We start from the raw sequence: 19,086 nt of genomic DNA, 5'->3' as shown, positions 1-19,086 counted from the left end.
ATGGTTTAGTTTGATTTCTTTGACTTAATCAATTGAATAAGCTCGTCCAGCTCCTTGTCAGACAGGTTCTCTTCCTTGGCAAAGTGCGTGAGCATGTTGGCGAAAGAATTCCCGAAGTACTTTTTCTTGATGCTGGCCATGTCCTGCTGGCGGTAGTCGGCTAGGAGAACCTTGGGGCTGTATTGAAAGGTGTTGCCCAGTTTCTCGGCCTGCAAAAATCCCTTTTCGGTTAAGATTTTCACCATGGTGGCCACAGTGTTGTAGTGCGGTTTAGGTTCTGGCAGGCCGTCTATGATGTCCTTGATAAAGGCCTTTCCCAGCTGCCATACAACCTGCATAATCTGCTCTTCTCGTTTCCCTAATTTCTGCATAGCGGTAAAGTTTACACTAAACTACTAATTGATTAGGACAACTCCTAATACATTAGGAGAAAAACTACTGTGTTAGGAGTAAATATTTTAATCTGATGCCTAAAAAGTGGCCAAGCGCCGTCTGAAACGGCTTTCGGCTTTATAAAAATTTTTTATTACTACCTATAAATAAGCGGGTTAAGCCATTAACCTTGGTGCCTATGCCTGGTATTAACCGACATCTGCCCGCAGATGGTGAAGCGATTTTACTTTTGCACGCCACAATATTTAGGCCTTGCGGGAGGTTAGGTAGAATACGCTTGGGTGGTGCGCCCAGGCTGTTTCCTTTGTCAAAAGGAGAATACCCTTATATTGCAGGATGTTTGCGAACGAATTACGGTTAGGAAACCTGGTATTAGAGGCTGGCAGGCCCGTGGCGATAGATGCGCCCCGGCTGATTGCCCTACTATCCGGCGAGCCCGTTTCCTTCGCTCCCATTCCCCTCACCCCAGATTGGCTCACCGGCGCCACCTACAACGACCTGGAGCATGAGTACACGTTCCCGGAGCTAAGCCAGTGGGCCCTGGACCCCGAGTACAACGAGATTGTGTTCAACGGCGGCTACATTGCCACCAGCGCCCCGGTAGAGTACGTGCACCATCTGCAGAACTTCTTCTTTGTCATGACGGGCCAGGAACTGTACCTTCCTTTAGAGAACTTCAACAGCACCGCCCAGCCGCAGGAATAAATCCTTCGTTTTTGGCCTGCTTTCTGGAAAACAGGCCAAAAACGAAGAACAAGAAGTGTCAGCTGGCATACTTCTCTGCCTCCTGCAAACCCACTGGCGTAAACCGACAGTACATATCCAGGGTGTCTGACCGCTCCATCACCACCCATTTCTTCAGGTCCAAGTCCCGTATCTCCTGCTCCACCTCTCCCAGTGACAAGCCGGGCGTTTGCTTTGAGATTTCTACCGGATTGATTCTAGCTTCTAAAGGATTCCCGTGGCCGGTTGCCAAAGTATACAATGCTTTCAAGATTCTGCTTTCCTTAGCCATAGTCTATTTGTTTGGTAATAACTCATACTCAACGCTATAGCTAGGTTTTACGCAGTTCCCCAATCAATGGCTTAAGCCAAAGTATGCCACGTAAAAAATCGTTTTTGGCCTGTTTTCCAGAAAACAGGCCAAAAACGATTAGGCACATCAATCCATGCGCAGGTTTTTGACCGGGTTGGCCGTGGCCGCCTTCAGGGCCTGGAAGCTCACCGTCACAAAGGCCACCACACAAGCCAGAATCCCGGCCACGAAGAACACCCAGATGGGAATGTCAATGCGGTAGGCGAAGTCCTTGAGCCAGACGCTCATGGCGTACCAGGCCACCGGGAAGGCGAACACCGCCGCAATCAACACAAGCTTCAGGAAGTCCTTGGCCAGTAAAGTGACGATGGAAGAGGTCTCGGCGCCCAGAATCTTTCTAATGCCAATTTCTTTCTTGCGCCGCTCGGCCGCGTACGCAGCCAACCCGAACAAGCCCAGACAGCCCACAAAAATGGCCATGCCCGTGAAAATCCAGAGCAGGGACTTGAGCTTGTCTTCGGCTTTGTACATGGCCTCAAAGTTGTCGTCCATGAACTTGTACTCAATGGGGTATTCAGGGGAAAACTGGTTCCAGACGGTTTTCACGTGGCCAATGCCCGCGGCCACGTTCTGTCCCTTCAGCTTCACGGCCACCTTCCAGTTGGCCCCCGGGAAAATCTGCAGCACCGTAGGGTCCATCTTGTCAAAGAGGCTCTTGAAATGGAAGTCCTTCACCACGCCAATCACCTGGCCTTTTTTGATGGTGTCCTTGTCTAGCCACATCTTCCACTCCAGTCTTTGGCCAATGGCCTGCTCGGGCGTGCCCAGCCCCAGCTCCTTCACGGCGGTCTCGTTCAGCATGAAGGCTTGGTCCTTGTCCGTGGGCATGTCTTTGGAGAAGCCTCGGCCGGCCACCAGTTTCAGGCCCAGCGTCTTTATGTAGTCATGGTCCACCATCAGCTGGGCCACCCCGTGGTGCTGGCGCTCGCCGTCTTTAATGACCTCTATGCCGTCTCCGGCCGTGGCATCGCCCGGGAAGCCATAGCCGATGGACACGCTGGCCACGGTAGGCGATTTGGCCAATTCATTCTTAAACGTCTCATAGTTCTTGTACATGTTGTCGCCACGCATCGGGAAGAACATGATTTGGTCTTTGTTGAAGCCCAGGTCCTTGTTGTGCAGGAAACTCACCTGCTGGTACACCACCAGCGCGCAGATTATCAGGAAGATGGAAAGCGAGAACTGCAGGACAATGAGGCCATGGCGCAACCACGGAATCTTGCCCGGCCCGCCGTCGCTCACCACCGCGCCCTTCAGGACGTTCACCGGTTTAAAGCCAGACAGTACCATGGCCGGGTACAGCCCCGCCAGCACGCCCACCACTAAGACCAAAGCCAGTAGCAACAGCAGCAGCCCAGGGCTGGTGAATATATTGAACGTCATCTCCTTCTCTGTGAAGTCATTGAGCGCCGGCAAGAACAAAGACGTAAGCGCCGCGGCCACTATCACGCTGATAAGGGTAATCAACAGGGTCTCCGCCAGAAACTGGAACATGAGTTGGGTGCGGCTTGCGCCGATGGTTTTACGCACGCCCACCTCCTTGGCTCGTTGCAAGGACTTGGCCGTGGCCAGGTTTACGAAGTTGAAGCAGGCAATCAAGAGGATGAAGACCGCAATGATGCTCAAGGCCTTCACGTAGGTGATGTTCCCTCTGTTGGACTGGTCAAACTTAAAGGCGGCAGAGTACAGGTGAACCTTCTGGAGCGGCTGAAAATCCGGCAGGTAATCCTCTGGTTTGTTGGTCTCTGGGTCTAGCTGCTTTTTGGTCACCGCCCTGAACTTGGCCAGCAAGGCGTCTGGGTCAGCGCCTTCCTTCAGTTTAATGTAGGTGTAAAACTGCTGCCAGCCCCAGCTGTTCATGCGCTCCGCCGGGAATTTGAACCGCTCCATGTTCCGGATGTAGTTGATGGGCAAATGGAACTTGGAGTTGCTCTGGAAAACGCCCTTCACCAGGTATGTCTCCTTGTCAATCATGACCTTCTTGCCTACCGGGTCTGCGTTCCCGAACACCTTCTCAGAGAACTTGTCTGATATCACCACCGACGATGGGTCATCCAGGGCCTTCTCCGGGGAGCCGTACACAAACGTGAGCGGGAACACCTCAAAGAAGGTAGGGTCTGAGTCCAGGCCGCCTTTTTCATAGATACGCTTGTTGCCCGCCTCTATGAGCGCCTGGCCGTCCCATTGCTGCATGAGAACGCGCACACTGGTCTCCACCTCCGGAAAGCTCTGCTGCAGGGTGGTCCCAAACATAGGCGGTACGCTTGCAATCTGGTCATTGGTCTCCTCCAGGTTGGCGAAGTTGTAGACGCGGTAGACCCTGTCGCCTTCGGGCACAAACTTGTCATACTGCAACTCATCATACACAAACAAGCCAATGAGCAGACAGGCGGTCAAGCCCAGCGCCAGGCCGGCAATGTTGGTAATGCTAAAGCCCTTATGCCTGATAAGGCCTCTGTACGCGACTTTAAAGTAGTTCTTGAACATCTTCTTTAGATTTATACTGTTCGTTCTCTGTTTCTTTGGTTAGGCCTGCGCCAGCACATTTGACAGGACAGTCTGGCCGTCCAGCATTCTAATGACCCGGTGGCTGTAGTGGGCGTCATGCTCTGAGTGGGTCACCATGATGATGGTAGTGCCCTGGGTGTTGAGCTCGGTGAGCAGTTCCATGACCTCGTTGCCGTTGGAGGAGTCCAGGTTCCCGGTGGGCTCATCTGCCAGAATCAAATGCGGGTTATTGACTACGGCCCTAGCCACCGCCACACGCTGCTGTTGCCCACCCGACAGTTGCTGCGGGTAATGGTTCTGGCGGTGCTTGATTTTCACTTTCTCCAGCACCTCTTCCACGCGCTTCTGGCGTTCAGCTGGTTTTACGCCCATATAAATCAAAGGCAGCTCTACGTTCTCAAACACGGTCAGCTCGTCTATCAGGTTGAAGCTTTGGAACACGAAGCCGATGTTCTGCTTGCGCAAGGTGGAGCGTTGCTTTTCATTGAGTTGGGTGACCTCGGTGCCGTTGAACTGGAAACTGCCGGCGTCTGGCTCGTCCAGCAAGCCCAGCATGTTCAGCAAGGTGGACTTTCCGCAACCCGAGGGGCCCATCACGGCCACAAACTCGCCTTCCTTCACGGTAATGGTCAGTTTGTTTAAAGCGGTGGTGTGCATCTCATCGGTGCGATATACTTTCTCTAAGTTAGAAATCTGTATCATCGGTTTGGTCTTTTAGGGTTCAGCGGATAAAACAGGCCAGGGGTCAAGTGCTTTCCCTTGGGTGGCTCTGTGCTGCCCAACCCTTTGCACACCTGGTGCCAAACTAGATAATCGCTCATTTTCAGCCGTTTACAAACATCCCCTTGAGCCCGCGCGTGCATTTTCGCGCCTGATGTGTGCGAATTCGCACGCGCGGGCACTATCCATATCTTGGAATACTGCTCACAATCAGCGTCTTGGAACAATGGCATAATTGTAGTTTCTTTAATGAGAAAGAGAGTAAGTTATGCAATTGAAGAAGGCTTCTGTATTGGTAGTGGATGATGACCCAGATGTGCTGACGGCGGTTAAGTTGCTACTGCGCCCGCAGGTGAAGGAGATTGTCACGGAGAAAAATCCTGAGAACCTGCCGGCCCTGCTCAGGCAGCACACCTTTGACGCCATCCTACTGGACATGAACTTTGTCTCTTCCATTAACACCGGCAATGAGGGACTGTACTGGCTTAAGAAGATAAAGCAATTGGGCAGTGAGGCCGCGGTCATTATGATTACTGCCTACGGCGAGATTGACCTGGCCATTCGGTCACTCAAAGAAGGGGCCTTTGATTTTGTGGTCAAGCCCTGGCTTAATGACAAGCTAATACAGACCATCCAGGACGGCATTAGCAACAAATCTGGCAACGCCTCCTCCTCTACCGTGAAAGGGTCCGAGGTCATTGGGTCTGAACTGCTGGGTGAGTCTGAAGCCATGCAGGACATCTTCTACAAAATCAAGAAAGTAGCGCCCACCGATGCCAACATCTTGATACTGGGGGAAAACGGCACCGGAAAGGAGCTCATCGCCAAGGCCATTCACCAGCACTCCCTGCGCGCCGACAAGCCCTTTGTTAAAGTAGACGTGGGCGCCTTGACCGAATCCTTGTTTGAGAGCGAGCTGTTCGGGCACAAGAAAGGCGCATTCACAGACGCCAAGGATGACCGCATGGGTAGGTTTGAAGCTGCCAACAAGGGTACCATTTTCTTAGATGAGATTGGCAACATCTCCCTACACCAGCAGGCCAAACTGCTGAGCGTACTGCAGAACAGGCAAATTATCCGGTTGGGTACCAATGAGCCCATCAACATTGACGTGCGCCTGCTCTGTGCCACCAACGTTTCCCTGGCGCAATTGGCAAGCGAGGCGCGCTTTAGAAAAGATTTGATTTACCGTATCAATACCGTGGAGATTGTGGTGCCGCCCTTGCGCAAGCGCGGTAATGACATTGTACTGCTGGCTAAGCACTTCGCTGAGTTCTATGCCAACAAGTACTTCAAGACCACGCCTGAACTTTCCAAAGGGGCGCTGGACAAGCTCAAAAGCTACCACTTCCCGGGGAATGTGCGCGAGTTGCAGTACGCCATTGAACGTGCCGTAATTATGGCAGACGGGCCAGTGCTGGAAGCCAGGGACATGCTCTTCTCCCCTATTGAGTCGGGCGCCGTGGAGGAAACTGCCGCCACTGAGACCAATTTGGAGGAAATAGAAAAAGCTACCATCATCCGCGTGCTTGAAAAGCACAACGGCGTGCTCACCAAGGCCGCTAAGGAACTGGGCATCACCCGCACATCGCTCTACAGACGCTTAGGCAAGTATGACATTTAAGAATTTTGAAGGGCGGCTCTTACTGCGCGTGGCGTTTCTGTTTGTCACGCTCAGTCTGCCGGTGCCGGTGGTCCTGCAAGGCTGGTCAGAGCTGCTGGTGTTTCTGGTGCCGCTGGGCCTCTACCAAGTATATGAATTGGTGCAATTCTTAAAACAGGCGCAAGAAGAACTAAAGCTGTTCCTGGAGGCGGTGCATTACCGTGATTTCTCCCGCTATTTCAGTGAGAAGCAAGCGCCCGTGCAGTTACAGCAACTGCGCAAAGGCTACAATGAAATCAACTCCACGTTCCTGACCATCAACCGCGAAAAGGAAACCCAACACCAATACCTGCAGAAGGTCCTGGAACTGGTGGAGACAGGCATTCTTTCCTATGATTTGGATTCTGGCGAAGTGGTCATGATGAACGAGTCGTTTAAAAGGCAGCTCCATATTCCCTACCTCAAAACCATCCACTCCTTGGCCAAGCGCGACCAGAGCTTTTATGAGGCGGTGTACGGTCTGCAGCCCGGGCAGACCAAGATTGCCGTGGCCCGCACCGTGAGTTTGGAGAAAGGCGATGTCAAAATGCTCCTCTCCGCTACTTCTTTTCAGAACGAGGGCGCCAGGTATAAACTAGTGGCCTTCCAGAACGTGCATGAGGCCTTGGACGAAAACGAGTCTGAGGCCTGGCAGAAGCTGTTGAACGTGATGACGCATGAGATAATGAATTCCATCGCGCCCATCTCCTCTTTAGCTGACACCCTTAAAAACCGCCTGCAGGACACCAAAACGCACGGAGCCACCGCCCATGATTTAGAGGACCTGGAAGAAGGCATTACTACCATCAAACACCGAAGTCTGGGTTTGTTGAAATTCGCGGAGACCTACCGCAACCTGAGCAAGATTACCACGCTGCATCTGGAAAAGGTACTGCTCAAAGACCTGTTCTCCAACCTGCAGCGGCTTTTGGAACCCACGTTGGCCCAGCGGGGCATTACCTTAAAAGTAGATTTAAAAGACCCCGCCATCACCCTTCAAGCTGACCCGAATCTCTTGGACCAGGTGCTCATCAACCTGGTCATGAACGCCGTGGAAGCTGTGAAAGAAAAGCCTCAACCCACCATCACGCTCACCGGCTACAGCAACGCAGAAAAGAAGGTGGTCATCAAACTCACCGACAACGGCATTGGCATGTCTGAGGAAGTGCAGGAGAAGATTTTCATTCCGTTCTTCACCACCAAAAAGACCGGCAGCGGGATTGGCCTGAGCTTGTGCAAGCAGATTGTCTTACTGCACCGCGGCACCATTCAGGTACAGTCTGTAGAAGGCATGGGCACCGCGTTTATTCTGCGGTTTGGGTAGATTGGAATAGCTTCTATAGTGCAATCAGAAGGTTATGCCATAGTGAAGAAAATACCCTAATTGAAGTTATAGTTGAAGCTTACTGACAACGACCTAATTATCTTTACAAACCAGCCATCATTATACAAGTCAAAATTGCGGCTTGTAAGATTGCGTTTAAACAACAAGAATTCAACATTCCCATTCAACCGTTTTTGTACCCTGTAACTTAGTCCAAAACCGGCAGTGGTATAAACATCCATTCCTTTGTAATGCTCATCATAAAGGATGGTGGTTACCTTGTTTTCTGTAGTGGTCTCTCTAAAATGGCTGAAAATAAAAGCAGGAGTAACTGTACCTACTGCGTAAATGGGTATTTTCTTGTTCGCATTAAGCAAGACAAACCTTCCTGTGACGGGTATGCCTATACCTCTTGTGCGGTCATAATAATCATGGTAAACGGTCTGCCCGTTTCCGTTAAGTGGGACTCCATACGTTTGGCTTTCTCTGGTTCTGCCACCATAAGCAAGCCCTAGTTGAGCACTAGCCCTCCTGGTAATTTTATAGCCTATATGAAGGTCTATAGGAAGGAATTCCCCAGATATAAATCTGGGCTTATCAGGGCTGTCATCATAAAAGATCCGATACTGAAAATTTGGAAATTCAACTCCCACATAGAATTTATGGTTAAGGGTGTTAGAAGAATCTTGCTCTTGCGCTGAAGCAACAGAAGAGGTAAGCAGCGAAAAGGATAGCAGAAAAAGAAGACGTAGCAGCATACACATTTCCTTTAGAGTATAACTTTCAAAAAGATAACTCTATAAAACATGCGTTATTGTAAAAATTCTAAGAAAAATTTTACCTGCGCTTGGCCTTGTTCTTTCTGGCAAGTTTCTCTTTTTCCCTAGCGCCTTTTATCTTTTTGAACTCCTCCATCGGTACGGTTTCAGAGTATTCCAGGGAGCTAAGAATGTGCTGGTCTTCCTCAAAATCATAGATGAGCAGGACAGAGAGAAACTTGTCCGGGTTTTCTTCATACTCGCCGTCTACCAGGTCATAGACCTTGAAGTCATACTCACCTTCGGGTAGTTTTTTGTCAATGATTCTGGCCAGCCGGTCGCCGGTGATGACCAACGGGGCGTCCAAGTCATCTATGTAGTTGAAGTCTTGCAGGTAGTGGCCATCTTTCTTGTACATGAGGTACTCCACTCGGTCCAAGTGCACTTCAATGCCTTGGTGTTTAGTGTCGCGCTTGTGGGTGATGTCTAAGATGTTGCCTACAATTTTCATAAGGAGATGCGTCATGCTCCCAACCGCTGAAAGACGGCCGGATTTTAATAAGGGCAAAGGTACGGTTTCTATTGGAAAGGACCGTGCCTCCGTTTTTGGCCTGATTTCCAGAAAAGAGCCTAAAAACGGCGTTGCCTCTTTCCTAAAACGAAATGCCCCCTCCCGCGTTTTTCTCTTAGAAACCACCCGCTAGAAATATGCTTCGTTGGATAGATGTGCTCACATACGCCAAATACAGCAACCCGGAGCCTGAGCGCAGGGTAGAGCACACCCAGGAAGAATGGCGCCATCGCCTCACCCCTGCGCAGTTCCATGTCTTGCGGGAACGCGGCACTGAGCCTCCCTACCGGAACGCCTACTGCAAAAATTATGAGCCCGGTGATTATGCCTGCGCCGGCTGCGGCAGTCTGCTTTTCTCAGCCACTGCCAAGTACCACGCCATCTCAGGGTGGCCCAGCTTCACCCAACCCGTTTTCAAAGCCGCGTGCAGCTTTCTCTTTGACGACAGCCACCACATACAGCGCGTAGAGGTGCGGTGCAACAACTGTGACGGGCATCTGGGCCACGTCTCCCCAGACGGACCAGCCCCCGCGGGACTGAGGTTCTGCCTCAACTCAGGAAGTCTGGTAAAGCTTGACATTCCTCCTTCAGAATAGCACCATAAGTAGTAGAACCGAGGCCAATACAACTTGAAAATGCCGTTTTTGGTCTGCTTTCTCAGAAACAGGCCAAAATCGGCTTCTTTGGTTATAAACCTTTGCAGCGCTTAGTTATATCTGCCCCGGCGCTGCCTGTCCTCCAGGAACAGTTGCAAGAAGATTTTCTGGTCGGTGATGACGGAGCGCTGGGTGGCGTATTGCTCCAGTTTGCGGTTGGTGGTGTACCCGAAATGCTCATAGCCCAGGCTTACGTTCTTGAACAACTGCACCGTGACCCTGGGCCGCACAATACCGATGGAGTTGGTCCCTTCCAAGCCTTCAATGGTCTTTAGCAAATAATGATAGTATACAAAAGACGCCGAGGCATGCCGGCCTAAGCTCAGGGTGCTTTCTATTTTTCCGTGGAGGCCCGTGGTGTAGACGTAATCGCGCAGGCCGTTCTCGTCTGGCGCAAACCGCGTGCTGTTACCCGCCAACGGAATCACGCCCAGGTGCGCGTTGGTGTACAAATTCACTTGCTTGCTGAGAGGCAGACGCGTGAACAGGCCTGGTCCAAATCCTAGGGCGCCCAAGTCAAAATTACGGGTGTTCCAGTAATCGTAGTATTGGAAAAGGCCGGTCAATACATCCAGCTTGCCTACGGTACTGTTGCGGCCAAACAAGATGCCGTAGCCCGTGATATTGTTGATGATGCCAGAGATGGTATCATGGGCACCCCGGCTAAATTCGGCGCGTACCCGGAAAAGGTCAAACGGTTTGCGCTTCTGGTCTTCAAATGGGTTGCCGTAGTCCAACTGTACGTTGAACATGGTCTTATTGCCGCCCGCCCCAAAGACATCGTCCTGGTTGACGTTCTGCCGGTGCACGCCCGCAAAAAGGGTGATGTTGATGGGCTCCTTCTCATACACCTCTTTGTTGGTCACCTGTGCCGTTTTGCCCTGCAACAGGCGGTTCAGCCCCCTGATGGGGTTGATGACGCCGGCGGCCACCTCACGTATCACGCGCTCCCGGCCGGTGGTCCTGTCATCCAGAATGTTGGAGCTCAGGCGGTACAGAATCTCGCCCAGGGCAGCGCCGTTGATGGGCGTGTAAATCATGTCATTGTAAGACGGCAGGGTATTCTCCCCGAAGTATTCCCAGGTCAGGCTTCCGCCCACGGCGAAGGGCAGGGACTGCCAGTAGTTGTAGCCCTGCGAGCGGGCCGCATTGAAGTACAGCGTCCCCTGGTACGGGTGGCCAATGAAGTTTATCCCGAACTCGTCTGTGTCCCACTCTGGCTCTGAGCGCAGGTTATGTTTCCAAGTAGTAGGGCTCACATAGGCGTAGTCTGCCTTGGCCACGTAGCGGTTGAAGCCCATAAAGGCCAGGTTGATGCCTAGGACCTGGGCCGTCGGTTTCCAGAGGGGTTGGCGGTAGTTGTATTCGGGGTCATCGTTGAGCAGGTCGCCGTACTTGTTGTAGAGCGTGGTGTCCAGCAGCACGGTGTTGGTGGGCTCGGTGCCGCCCAAAGAATCTTTGAAAAGACGGGCTTTGCGGTCCTTGATGTTCTTTAACTGCGCATCGCGGGTGCCACGGCCCGGCTTGATGGTGTCTTGTTCTATCACTTGCGCCTGCAACAGGGTCACAGACAAAAGGCTAAGGCAGAGGGTGAAAAGGAGCTTCATAGGCACGGAGTCAGGCACCCAGAACGAAGCGGGGTTTAAAGCCATACGGCGCGCTTTGCAACAGCATTCTGGAACCTACACCCGCCATACGTAAAAGCCGCAGAAAAAGTAGGCGTTTCCTACGGCGCCTCCCTTGAGTGCCATCATTTTCTTATTAAAATGAAGCTATATTTAGAAATGGAGATGTGTTTAGGCGGCTAACGTGGGCTTTGACTGCTTTAGCAGGCAGCAATGCTTGTACTTCTGGCCACTACCGCAGGGGCACGGCTCGTTGCGGCCCAGGCGCTTGCCGTACGGGTTCAGAAGTTCCCTGAAGTTCAACCTGAACCGGCGCTTGGGGTTCTGCTGGAAAATCTGGGTGAGCATCTGGTAGAGCCGTGGGTGCTTCTCGGCTAGCTGGCCCGGCTTCTCAAAAAAGTACTCCGTCACCACGGCAAAGAACTCAGCCTCATTGGTGGCGCCGTACGGATTGATGTCCGACTCGCCCTTTTTAATCTGCTTGATTTTGCGGTACATGAGGTCCTGCCAGGGCTGCACCAGTTCCTCGGGTAAGTAAGCGCGGGGCACGCCGTTAATCTCGCCATCGGCTTGGTCAAGCATGTGCGCAAACTCATGGATGCCTACGTTCTGCCGGTCGGCCATGTCATTGAAGCCGCGCTCCAGGGCAGGCTTGGACAGGGTCACGTAATGGTCGTTCTGGAAAGGGTTCACGCGGCCCAGCACCTCAGAGACCGCCTCAGAATCTTGGGCTTTGTAGCGCTCAATGCTCCCCGGGAAGATGATGACCTCGCCCAGGTTGCGGTACTCCCAATCATCAAACCGAAAGATGGGAATGACGGCGCTGGCCGCCACCAGCACGCGCAGGGTGTCATCCACCTCCACCTCAATGCCCGTGATGCGCTTTTCTGCCAGAAACAGCTGAATCATCTTCTCAAACCGGTGCTTGTCCTCTTCCTTGCTCAAGGTATGGTAGAAGCCCACCCGGTCCAGCAACACCTTGCGCCACTCCGCGGGGAACTCCTGCGCCATGATTTTTCGTCGGTTCCTGGTTTTCTGGGTGGCCCAGCGGTAAAAGAAGAATACCACCAGTGCCACAACTATAGAGAATGCTAAAAGTGCCATAGGGCTTGTTGAACGGGTACGGGTCTAGAAAGATGTGCGAAAGAAAGGGAATTACCTGGATTGTTGGAATTAGGTTGGTGAGGAGACAGAACGTTTTTGGGCTGTTTTCTGGGAAATAGGCTAAAAACGCACCTCGTGCTGACGTTCTCCTTGAAAGAATAAGTTAGGTAACGTTGGAGATAATGTAGAGACCAGGCACCGCCTTGTCTCCCTCGCAATGTTATATCCTGTTGAGCTATATCTTTATACGTACGTCATCCCCCTACCCCCTTCTAAGGGGGACAGAATGCGTGGTAGGTTGTTGGGACGATGTCACCGGCTTGTCTCTTACGCAGGCCAAATCCAAAAGCGCGGGAGACAAGGCGGTGTCATTGTTTCTACAACTCTTTGCCTATTCTGAAAATTAACACTGAATCTCGAAAATCCTGCTCAACAAAAAGGCCTCGCAGGTTCTAACCTGCGAGGCCTTCAAAAATCGTTTTTGGGCTATTTTCTGGAAATCAGGCCAAAAACGGAAGTTTACTTTTTGCCGGTCTGCTTAGGTACCGGGAAACCTCTGTCACGCATGAGGGCGTCAATCTTGGCGTCGCGGCCTCTGAACAGACGGTAGGCCTCTGCAGGGTCCATGGAGTTGCGCGGTGCGAATAGATATTTTACCAGGCGGGCGGCCACCTCTTTGTCATAGAACCCGCCGGGGGCTTCTTCAAAGGCTTCGGCGGCGTCTGAGGTGAGCACGTCTGCCCACAGGTAGCCGTAGTAACCGGCGGCGTAGCCCTCACCCGAGAACACGTGCGTGAAGTGCGGCGAGCGGTGACGCATCACAATCTCCTTAGGCATACCCAAGGTGGCTAAAGTCTCCCTTTCAAATTTGTCCGGGTTCAGACCGGTTGGGTCTTTAACAGTGTGGTATTTTAAGTCCATCAAGGCAGAACCCAGGAACTCTGTGGTGCTGAAGCCTTGGTTAAACGTAGACGCTTTCTTGATTTTAGCCACCAGAGAGGCCGGCATGGGCTGGCCCGTTTTGTGGTGCTTCAGGAACTGGTTAATCACCTTGTCCGTGGACAACCAGCGCTCCAATAGTTGAGATTGGAACTCCGTGTAATCGCGCACGCCGCCGTTCAAGGTTGGGTACTTCACGTTAGAGGCCAAAAAGTGCAAAGCGTGGCCGAACTCATGGAAGAAGGTAGTGGCATCATCCCAGGACACCAACACAGGGTCACCCGGCGCCGGCTTCACGAAGTTGGAGTTGTTGGAGGCCAGCACGGTTTTCTTGCCGTCAAAGGTTGAGAAGCTTCTGTACTGAGAGGCCCAGGCCCCCGAGCGCTTGCCCTGGCGGGCGAACGGGTCAAGGTACCAAAGTCCGATGTGCGCCCCGGTGGTTTTATCCGTCACTTCCCAGACTTTCACGTCCTCATGAAACACCGGCACAGAACCGGCCGGTACTGGTTTGAAGGAGAAGTTGAACAGCTCCCCAGCGGTATAGAAAATGGCCTGGGTCAGGTTCTCTAGTTGCAGGTATTGCTTTACCTCATCTGAGTCAAGGTCATACTTCTTTTTGCGCACTTTCTCGGCGTAGTAGCGGTAGTCCCAGGGCGCGATGGTGATTTTGGCGCCGCTGGCATTGGCCACGGCTTGCATGTCCTTCACTTCTTCCTTCACGCGGGCCAAAGCGGCAGGCCACACAGACTCCATCAGGTTCATAGCGTTGGTGGGGTTCTTGGCCATGCGGTTCTGCAGGCGCCAGTCGGCGTAGGTGTCAAAGCCCAGGAGCTTCACGCGCTCATCCCGCAGTTGCAGAATCTTGGTGATGTTCTGGTTGTTGTCATTGGCATCGCCGTTGTCACCGCGCGAGTAATACGTGTTCCAGACTTTCTCGCGCAGGGCACGGTTGTCTGAGTAGGTCAGGAACTGGTCCATGCTGGACCGCGTGTTGGTGATGGCATACTGGCCCGGCTTGCCGTTGTCTGCGGCAGCCTTGGCAGCCGCTTTCACAAACGACTCTGGCAGTCCGCTCAGCTGGTCCTTGGTGATGTAGGTGATGTATTTCTCTTCATCTGCCAGGGTGTTGTTGGCAAAGGACGTGTACAGGCTTGACAATTCTTTGTTGATGGCGGCATAGCGTTGCTTGGCGGCCTGGTCTAGCCCCGCGCCTTCCATGGCAAACTCCTCATGAATCAACTGCACGGTGCGCTGTTGGTCTGCCGGCAATGGTGTTTTTTGAGACTGGTCATACACGGCCTTGATGCGCTCAAACAACTTGGTGTTCTGCGAAATCTTAGAGCTGAACTCAGAAATCTTAGGCGCCATCTCCGCTTGAATCTTTCTGAACTCGGGCGTTGAGATGTTGCTTCCCCAAATGCCATAGTAAATAAAGGCTCTATCCAAGGCATCGCCAGCCTTCTCATAGGGCACGATGGTGTTCTCAAAAGTAGGCGCAGCAGTGTTGTTGGTGATGGCGTCAATCTCAGATAAATGGAGGGCCATGCCCTGTTCCATGGCCGGCTTGATATCACTCAGGTTCATTTTGTCAAAGGCCGGGACGCCGCCATAAGGCCCGGTCCATTCTTTGAGTAGTTGATTATCAAAGCTTGGTATCAAGGTTTCCATAGTAGTAGGGGCCGCACCGGCTGTTTCATTGGTAGTAGCGGTCTGCTGCGGCTGGGTGGAAGTACAGCCTGCCAAGGCCAGCATGAGCAAGAAGCTGGACTTCTTAGAACCGGTTAAAAAAGGTTTATGCATGTTTTTTAATTTACAAGGTTTGCGTTCTGCGTGTGGTAAAAATAAGACACGCTTCTTTAAAAACGGAATTATCTTAAGAAAGCCTATAAAACCTGCTGGTAAATGCGTCCGCTCGAAAAACTTAGCGCTCAATTGGCCTCTCTCACGATATGACTACATTTGTTTAGACTTGTGTATCTATGAAAAAACTATTGACCTTGCTCCTGTCCTTGGCAACTCTGACGGCCTGTACCGATGAGGAAACGGATGCCCTGGGTTTGGAGTACCCAGCCACTTTTTCTATTGCCAAAACGCACAACACCACCCCGGTTAGAATGTACACTCAAGCCGGCGAAGTCAAGGACGGTACGCTGATCAAAGCATTCGTGCAGAAATGGGACGATGGTTATTTTCTGGAGAACAAAGTGGAGACCATCAGTTCAGGAGAGTCGCTTGTTTTCCAAAATTCCTCTCTGGTTGAGTTACAAAACGGTTCAACAAATGAGGCATATGAGGTAAGCCAAAAAGAGGGCGAACTGCTCTTCACCTCCAAAAAGGAATTCTCCATTTTTGTCCAGCCTTCTAACAACCACTACACACAAGTTTCTAAAGGCATTCTCAAGTATAAACCGCTTGAATATGACTTCAAAAAAGTACCTACGGGAACAGGGATTCAAGAAATGTACACAACAAAACGGCAGCTAGTAGCCACCTTAAAAGGCCAAGAGTTGCACGTTTACACCTTAAAATACACGCTAAAATCCGGTGACCAAAATAGCTACGCTGTGAACAGCATGACGCAATCCAACCTGTTTGACCCTTCTGGCCTATCTAACCTAGCTGCCAAAGACACGCTGGTAGTGCAGGAATTTGTAATAGTAGCAGATAAAAAATAGCAATAGAATCCTCCGTTTTTGGGCCATTTCTGTGAAAACAGGTCAAAAACGAGGACGCTTTTTTTAGGCCTTCCGGATGGTGATGCGGCGCTTTTCCTGATATTTCTGGAGGACGGATTTGAGGGCTTCGGTGAGGTCTTGCTTAAGCGCTTCCCAAAGGTCTGGATCCCCGTTCAAGAAAAACTTTTGGTTCACCTCCAGCTCAAACCCGGCGTACTGGTCCTTCCCGAATTTTGGTCGCAGGTACGTGGGGAAACCGTCTGCCGTGCCGGGATAAGGCTCGTTGAAGACAATGGTCCAATGAGGATTCTGTTTCTCCAGGGCGGTTTTCAGTTGGCCGGCTATTTTCTTTTCCAGGGGTTGAGCGGGGTCAAAGAGAATCCCGATGTCGGCTTTCCGCACTTCGCCTCCCAGAACCGGAGTAAAGGTGTGCACCGCCAGGTGCAGGACCCGGTTGCCTTTGGCCGTCTCTTCCTCCAGCCGGTTAAGCACTAGGTTTCTATGTGGGTGGTAGTAGGTCTCCAGCACTTGCTGTTTCTCCTGCTCAGTAAGTTTTTTAGAATGTTCTGAAAACAGCTCGTCGCTGTGCAGGGACCGGTTGGCCTCTACCAGCAAGCGCGTGGTGGTGGTCACGTACAAGGGCAGGGTAAAGGCGCGCTCCAGGTGCCGGGCCAGCTGGTGGGCCCCAAAGTCTATGGCTTTGTGCGTGTACAGCACTTCTTCTTTGCCTTTGAATAGCGGCGCCCACGCTGGCGGCACCTCGTTACCGGCGTGTTCACAAGTGAGCAGACAAATCAAAGGCGAAGTAGACATAGACAGCAGTCGTTTTTGGTCTGTTTTCTGGATTTTAGCCCAAAAACAGGGGTATAGAGTACGCTGGTGTTTCTTCTACGTCTCAAAGGAAAAAGTGGTCCCCTGCGCGTCTACTTTCAAGTGCACAAGCGCTCCCAGAATCAAGGCTTTGTTTACTTGGCCATGCCCCGCCTTAAACCCGAAACTCACTGGAAAGTCATACTCCTTGACGGCATCCAGAATGATCTCTTCAGGGGTTTTCCCGAAGGGCGGGTCATCATCCTCCATGTCAATGAGCTCGCCTACAATCAGGCCCCGCACATAGTCAAACTTGCCCGCGTGTTTCAAGGAGATGAGGTAACTGTCCAGCCGGAAGTGCTTCTCGCCTACTTCCTCCAGAAATAGGATCTTGCCGTTGCTGTTCACCTCAGACATGGTGCCTTTAGAGTTACACAACAAACTGACGGTGCCGCCCACCAGAATTCCATCAGAAGTGCCCAGCCTGTTCAAGGGATGAGGCTTTACCGTGTAGTGCAGGTCTTCGCCAAAAAGTGCCTTGCGCAGGCTTTCCCAGGAGGTGGCATGGTAGCCAGCTTCCAGGTCGGCGGCCATGGTGCCGTGAATGGAGCCCGTGCTCAGTCGGCCTTGCAAGTGGTTGTGCAGAAAGGTGGTATCACTGTAACCCACCACCCATTTGGGCTTGTACTTGAAATGGCTGAAATCCAGCTGGTCAATGATCCTGACAATGCCATATCCGCCCGTAGCCTGAAAGATGGCTTTGATGTCGTCGTTGTTCAGCATGCCTTGCAGGTCCTTCAGGCGCAGGGTATCTGAGCCGGCCATGCTGCCGTGCCTGGCGCCAATGGTTTTGCCCAGCACTGGTTTCAGTTTCCAGCTTTCCAGAATCTTGACCACCTCTTGAATGTAGCTTTCATGGGTGAAAGAACTGGTACTGATCAACCCTACGGTGTCATGGGGCTTGAGGAACGGTGGAAGTATCATGGTCTAGACTTTTCTGGCAAAACGAAGCAGGGGTAACTCGGTTGAACCTTCCTCCCAAAATCAGTAATTACACCTGCTTTCCAGTATTTTACGCAAGCCCACTGGTGGCAGGTCAAGCAACCATCCGTTTTTGGCCTGTTTCCACCAAACCAGGCTAAAAACACCTCATTCGTCCAAGCAGGTTACAAACAAAAGAAGGCCTGAACATTACTGCCCAGGCCTTCTTTTATTGATGCTTAAAGCTTACTGTTGTTCACACTTATAGGTAAACGTGCGCACCGTTCCCACTGAGCTAGTCACCTTGGCGGGCCTGCCTTGGTCATTGTACTCATAAGTATTGGTTCTGGTGTAGTTGTAAACGCTTGGGTCATAGTTGCTACCCGGTCCTTTTTTGGTGCCCTCTAAGGTAGACACAGACGTGGTAGAGAGAATGTTGTTGGTAGACAAGCCTGGGATGAAGATGCCCGTGTTGGGCAAGAACATCACGTACAGGTTTTCATTGTAAGGGTTTACCTTGTTGTCATGGGTGAAGCTTACCTTCAGGACGATGTCATTAAAATCTTCTGGGTTGGTTTCTGAGTAGCGTGTGACCCGGTATTCCTGAACTTGCGTTAGATTTCCTTTGGCGTCATAAGTAAACGTGAAGTCATTTAACAACAGGCGGGGCGAAGTGGTCACTAACCAGTTCTTCAAACTAACCAGCTGTTGCTTGTTATTGAAGGTGAGTTCTTTGGTGTTGTAAAGTTGCAAGGAGCCTGACCCCGGGTTCTGTTTTTTATTGTACACGTTCACCTGTCTTACCAGCCCATCCAACCCATAGAGAAACTCATGCGCTTCTAAAGGCCTGGCTTGCGCATCTAGCAAAGTAGTAGAAGCCACATCCCCTACAGTATTGTAATCATACATGATGGAGGTAGTGAGAGGCCGCTGTCCCTGGTACACCTCAGACACATGCGACAGATAGTTTTGGTCAAAATGGAAGTCACGCGTAAGGGATTCGCCGGGCGTGGGAAACGTCACTTGTTCCTTGAGCAGCAAGCAGGCAAAGTTGGCTGGGTCTGGCGCCGGATCTTCTTTGTCTGAGCAAGAAAGCGTGACGCACAAGAGCGTGAAAACGGATACATACGAAAGGGTTTGTCTGAATTTTGTCATGTCTGTCTACATTTTGCGCTGCCAATTTAACAAACTCCAACTATATAGCCATCAGGGGATATAGACTTTTATTTTGAGGTTCTTATAGGTTTTTAAAAAGCAGCGAATTGGTTGATAATACATTGGCCA

General features: G+C 51.6%; 17 protein-coding genes. 5 read left to right on the top strand and 12 right to left on the bottom strand.

The annotated features are described in order from the left end of the window. Nucleotides 1-5: 5 nt before the first annotated feature. On the bottom strand, nt 6-371 hold the full coding sequence (locus tag TH61_RS12860; protein ID WP_066510025.1) for a BlaI/MecI/CopY family transcriptional regulator: 366 nt from the start codon (nt 369-371) through the stop codon (nt 6-8). A 358-nt stretch (nt 372-729) separates the two neighbouring features. Here TH61_RS12860 and TH61_RS12855 point away from each other — a divergent pair, with 358 nt between their 5' ends. Beyond that, entirely contained in the window at nt 730-1,098 is a 369-nt protein-coding gene (locus TH61_RS12855; RefSeq protein WP_066510022.1) for a hypothetical protein, read from the top strand. A 58-nt stretch (nt 1,099-1,156) separates the two neighbouring features. Here TH61_RS12855 and TH61_RS12850 read toward each other — a convergent pair whose 3' ends face one another. From TH61_RS12850 to TH61_RS12840, 3 genes are all read right to left on the bottom strand, one after another. Next, complete coding sequence (locus TH61_RS12850) at nt 1,157-1,408, bottom strand: hypothetical protein (RefSeq protein WP_066510020.1); 252 nt, start codon at nt 1,406-1,408, stop codon at nt 1,157-1,159. Nucleotides 1,409-1,555: 147 nt separating this feature from the next. Further along, nucleotides 1,556-3,976, bottom strand: coding sequence for an ABC transporter permease (locus TH61_RS12845; protein ID WP_066510018.1), 2,421 nt, complete (start codon nt 3,974-3,976; stop codon nt 1,556-1,558). Nucleotides 3,977-4,015: 39 nt separating this feature from the next. Next, entirely contained in the window at nt 4,016-4,699 is a 684-nt protein-coding gene (locus tag TH61_RS12840; RefSeq protein WP_066510016.1) for an ABC transporter ATP-binding protein, read from the bottom strand. Between the two features lie 286 nt (nt 4,700-4,985). Between TH61_RS12840 and TH61_RS12830 the strand changes: the two genes are divergently transcribed. Both TH61_RS12830 and TH61_RS12825 read left to right on the top strand, forming a co-directional pair. Continuing rightward, entirely contained in the window at nt 4,986-6,341 is a 1,356-nt protein-coding gene (locus TH61_RS12830; protein WP_066510008.1) for a sigma-54 dependent transcriptional regulator, read from the top strand. Beyond that, complete coding sequence (locus TH61_RS12825) at nt 6,331-7,683, top strand: PAS domain-containing sensor histidine kinase (protein WP_066510001.1); 1,353 nt, start codon at nt 6,331-6,333, stop codon at nt 7,681-7,683. Before TH61_RS12830 ends, TH61_RS12825 begins: the two co-directional genes overlap by 11 nt. A 56-nt stretch (nt 7,684-7,739) precedes the next feature. Here TH61_RS12825 and TH61_RS12820 read toward each other — a convergent pair whose 3' ends face one another. Together TH61_RS12820 and TH61_RS12815 are read right to left on the bottom strand one after the other, a co-directional pair. Beyond that, nucleotides 7,740-8,441, bottom strand: coding sequence for a hypothetical protein (locus tag TH61_RS12820; RefSeq protein WP_066509998.1), 702 nt, complete (start codon nt 8,439-8,441; stop codon nt 7,740-7,742). A gap of 79 nt (nt 8,442-8,520) precedes the next feature. Further along, complete coding sequence (locus TH61_RS12815; protein WP_066509995.1) at nt 8,521-8,967, bottom strand: hypothetical protein; 447 nt, start codon at nt 8,965-8,967, stop codon at nt 8,521-8,523. 182 nt (nt 8,968-9,149) lie between these two features. On the opposite strand from TH61_RS12815, the gene msrB reads away from it, so the two are divergent. Then, on the top strand, nt 9,150-9,608 hold the full coding sequence (gene msrB / locus TH61_RS12805; RefSeq protein WP_066509991.1) for a peptide-methionine (R)-S-oxide reductase MsrB: 459 nt from the start codon (nt 9,150-9,152) through the stop codon (nt 9,606-9,608). A gap of 110 nt (nt 9,609-9,718) precedes the next feature. On the opposite strand, the gene TH61_RS12800 is transcribed toward msrB, so the two are convergent. The 3 genes from TH61_RS12800 to TH61_RS12790 all read right to left on the bottom strand — a co-directional run bounded on the left by TH61_RS12800 (nt 9,719) and on the right by TH61_RS12790 (nt 15,136). Further along, nucleotides 9,719-11,320 carry a DUF3943 domain-containing protein gene (locus TH61_RS12800; protein ID WP_066509989.1) on the bottom strand — a complete coding sequence of 534 codons (1,602 nt, stop codon included), beginning with the start codon at nt 11,318-11,320 and terminating at the stop codon, nt 9,719-9,721. Nucleotides 11,321-11,464: 144 nt separating this feature from the next. Then, a complete protein-coding gene (locus TH61_RS12795; RefSeq protein WP_066509986.1) occupies nt 11,465-12,397 on the bottom strand; it encodes a zinc-dependent peptidase in 933 nt (310 codons plus the stop codon). Between the two features lie 519 nt (nt 12,398-12,916). After that, a complete protein-coding gene (locus TH61_RS12790) occupies nt 12,917-15,136 on the bottom strand; it encodes a M3 family metallopeptidase (RefSeq protein ID WP_066509978.1) in 2,220 nt (739 codons plus the stop codon). 179 nt (nt 15,137-15,315) lie between these two features. Between TH61_RS12790 and TH61_RS12785 the strand changes: the two genes are divergently transcribed. After that, nucleotides 15,316-16,011 (top strand): hypothetical protein, encoded by a 696-nt coding sequence (locus TH61_RS12785; protein WP_157600712.1) that lies wholly within the window; start codon nt 15,316-15,318, stop codon nt 16,009-16,011. A gap of 63 nt (nt 16,012-16,074) precedes the next feature. Here TH61_RS12785 and TH61_RS12780 read toward each other — a convergent pair whose 3' ends face one another. From TH61_RS12780 to TH61_RS12770, 3 genes are all read right to left on the bottom strand, one after another. Continuing rightward, on the bottom strand, nt 16,075-16,824 hold the full coding sequence (locus TH61_RS12780) for an N-formylglutamate amidohydrolase (protein ID WP_066509974.1): 750 nt from the start codon (nt 16,822-16,824) through the stop codon (nt 16,075-16,077). Nucleotides 16,825-16,899: 75 nt separating this feature from the next. Further along, entirely contained in the window at nt 16,900-17,805 is a 906-nt protein-coding gene (locus TH61_RS12775; RefSeq protein ID WP_066509972.1) for an LD-carboxypeptidase, read from the bottom strand. Between the two features lie 243 nt (nt 17,806-18,048). Then, nucleotides 18,049-18,957: a hypothetical protein gene (locus TH61_RS12770; protein ID WP_157600711.1), complete on the bottom strand. Its 909-nt coding sequence runs from the start codon at nt 18,955-18,957 to the stop codon at nt 18,049-18,051. Nucleotides 18,958-19,086 lie beyond the last annotated feature (129 nt).

Source organism: Rufibacter sp. DG15C (assembly GCF_001577755.1).
In the GTDB taxonomy this organism is placed as follows: Bacteria; Bacteroidota; Bacteroidia; order Cytophagales; family Hymenobacteraceae; genus Nibribacter.
Note: the sequence above shows the minus strand (reverse complement) of the source record. Positions and strands in the feature narration are given on the sequence as shown.